The 2,901-nt window shown below is 27.8% G+C and carries 2 protein-coding genes; one reads left to right on the forward strand and one right to left on the reverse strand.

Going from position 1 to position 2,901, the window contains the following annotated elements; genetic code table 11:
- Nucleotides 1–212: 212 nt before the first annotated feature.
- Nucleotides 213–1,322 (reverse strand): ferrochelatase, encoded by a 1,110-nt coding sequence (locus Q5F54_RS12470; RefSeq protein WP_288525554.1) that lies wholly within the window; start codon nucleotides 1,320–1,322, stop codon nucleotides 213–215.
- Between the two features lie 221 nt (nucleotides 1,323–1,543).
- On the opposite strand from Q5F54_RS12470, the gene ychF reads away from it, so the two are divergent.
- Nucleotides 1,544–2,641 carry a redox-regulated ATPase YchF gene (ychF, locus tag Q5F54_RS12475; RefSeq protein ID WP_071119593.1) on the forward strand — a complete coding sequence of 366 codons (1,098 nt, stop codon included), beginning with the start codon at nucleotides 1,544–1,546 and terminating at the stop codon, nucleotides 2,639–2,641.
- Nucleotides 2,642–2,901 lie beyond the last annotated feature (260 nt).

The following is a 2,901-nucleotide window of genomic DNA, read 5'->3' on the forward strand; positions in this document are numbered from 1 at the left end:
CTCATAAAGAGTATTGACAAAAATAAAAGAGCGTAGACTTTGTCTACGCTCTGAGTAGAATTGTAATAATTCTACTTTTTATTTTTAATTTATAATATTTCTATCATTAACTTTTGATATATTTTCTGTAATTTTACCAAAACCTTAATACACTACAACAAATAATGCCATATTTCCCGGGCTATAAAAAGTATTATAACTCTTATTTTTTACTAAATTTGCATAAGTATTATTTTTGTATAAAGTGTATCAACCAAAGTATTTATTTTATCCGGTGGATCTATATAATAAAATCTAGTATCACCCATATCTAGTTCTTCAAGTATACTATTGACTAAATGTCTAGTGTACACAGTATCTATAGTAGATGTTGGTGCAACAACATATAAAGTGCTTATTCCATATTCTAAAAGTTCTTCACCTGATTTAATTATATCTTTTTTATTATTTTCTAAAAGAGGCAATTTTATTTGGATATCTATATCTTTTTCAGCATCTTCTATGTATTTTTTTATTCTTTCTCTAAATAATATGTCTTGCTCTAAATTATTTTTATTATGAAGTCCAATTAATAGTACTCCACTGTCCTCTTCTGATTTTCTTATATTCTTTAAAATTTCATCTTTATAAAGCTGTGCTAAATTATTAGCATTATAAAATGGTTCTAATACTTCAACGCCTGCTATGTTCCTAGATGCAAGATTTAATTCTTCATATCTTTCCATGAAAACATCGTAATCAGTTCCTTCTGTCATAAATAAAGGACATATTATTATTTTTGTGTATCCTTGTTCGATAATTGATTCTACTGAGTATTCAAAATAAGGCTTTGAATACAGATATGAATTAACAACTCTATATCCATTTCCTAAACTATGCCTTAATTTTTCTGCTATTTCTTCTGCTTTATGCTTAAATTCACTAAACCCTAATTTACTATAATAGCTTTTATAATTATATAAATTGCTTATACCAGTAATCATAGCTTTATAACCTTCTTCATAGTAAATTTGAGTCGAACGCTCTCTTATATTGTAATTTTTATCCTCACCTTCTGATACTAACAAAACTAAAGTCTCTTCTTTTTCTTTTGTAGGTTGCGTATTTTTAATTACTATATAGTCTTTAAATATAAAAGATATAACCAAGTTTATCCCAATAAACGAAATCAATGCTCCATAAATTAAATTTTTATAATTTTTATTAACTATTACTTGCTTATAAAATGCCATTGTTGCTAAAACTATAAATATGTTTTCATAACTTCCTTTTAGTATAAAGCTCAACGCTAACGATGAAAATAAGATTATAGAAAATAACATAAAATCAACCTCACCACAAAAATTAATTTTTAAATAAGTTTTTATTATTTGTATTAACTTAATTGTATAGTTTACATCTATTATATATATGTTGTATAATTAGAATGTATGTCTACACAAATACTAAATAAACTTGATAAGTTAGCTTATTAAGCCTACTTCATAACTTAATAGGTTGTTTAAATTTATAAATAAAATTGACAAAAGAGAGGACGATATATATGAAATTAGGTATAGTTGGTTTACCAAACGTAGGTAAAAGTACACTATTTAATGCAATAACACAAGCAGGTGCTGAGTCTGCTAACTATCCTTTCTGTACGATAGAGCCAAACGTTGGTGTTGTTTCTGTTCCAGATGAAAGATTAGAAAAATTAAGAGAGTTATATGACTCTAAAAAAATAGTTCCTACTGCTATAGAATTCTGTGATATAGCAGGACTTGTTAGAGGAGCTTCTAAAGGTGAAGGTTTAGGAAATAAATTCTTATCTCACATAAGAGAAGTTGACGCTATAGTTCACGTGGTTAGATGTTTCGAAGATGGAAATGTTGTTCACGTTGATGGTTCTGTTGATCCTTTAAGAGATATAGAAACTATAAACTTAGAATTAATATTCTCTGATATAGAAATATTAGATAGAAGAATACAAAAATCAACTAAAGCTGCTAAAGCTGATAAATCTGTAGCTGCTGAAGTTGAATTCTTAAAAGAAATAATGGCTGTTTTAGAAGATGGTAAGTGTGTTAGAACTATGGACTTTAGTGAAGATCAAAAAGCTTTCGTTGATTCATTAAACTTACTTACATCAAAGCCTGTAATATATGCTACAAATGTAAGTGAAGATGATTTAGCTGATGAAGGTGAAAATAATGCATACGTTGCTAAAGTAAGAGAATTTGCTGCTACTGAAAATGCAGAAGTTGTTGTTGTTTGTGCTCAAATAGAAGCAGAAATAGCTGAACTTGATACTGAAGAAGAAAAGAAAGAATTCTTAGAAACTTTAGGACTTGAACAATCTGGTCTTGATAAGCTAATAAAATCTTCTTATGCATTACTTGGACTTATATCTTACTTAACTGCTGGACCTCAAGAAGTTAGAGCTTGGACTATAAAAGTTGGAACTAAAGCTCCAGCTGCTGGTGGTAAGATACACTCTGATATAGAGAGAGGTTTCATAAGAGCAGAGACTATAGCATTTAATGATTTAGTACAAGTTGGTACTATGACTGCTGCTAAGGAAAAAGGATTAGTTAGACTTGAAGGTAAAGAATATGTAGTTAAAGATGGAGATGTTATATTATTCAGATTTAACGTATAATATATAATGGATAGGTATATTGCCTATCCATTATATATTATACGTTAAATCTATATTTATTAAGTTAAGAACTATAAATTTTTTCTATTATGATACTAGTATGATTTTAAAGTTTTATATAATACTTTAAATAAAAAATTCGCTTCGCTCATGTCGCCAACGACTTCGTCCGTTGCTCAAAATCTTTTTTACGCTCAAAACCAACTTATTGATATTACTTACATTCAGAAGTTATCCACATTTTTTTAAATATTATAATA

Origin of the sequence: uncultured Romboutsia sp. (assembly GCF_958366745.1) — a bacterium.
Lineage (GTDB): Bacteria > Bacillota > Clostridia > Peptostreptococcales > Peptostreptococcaceae > Romboutsia > Romboutsia timonensis.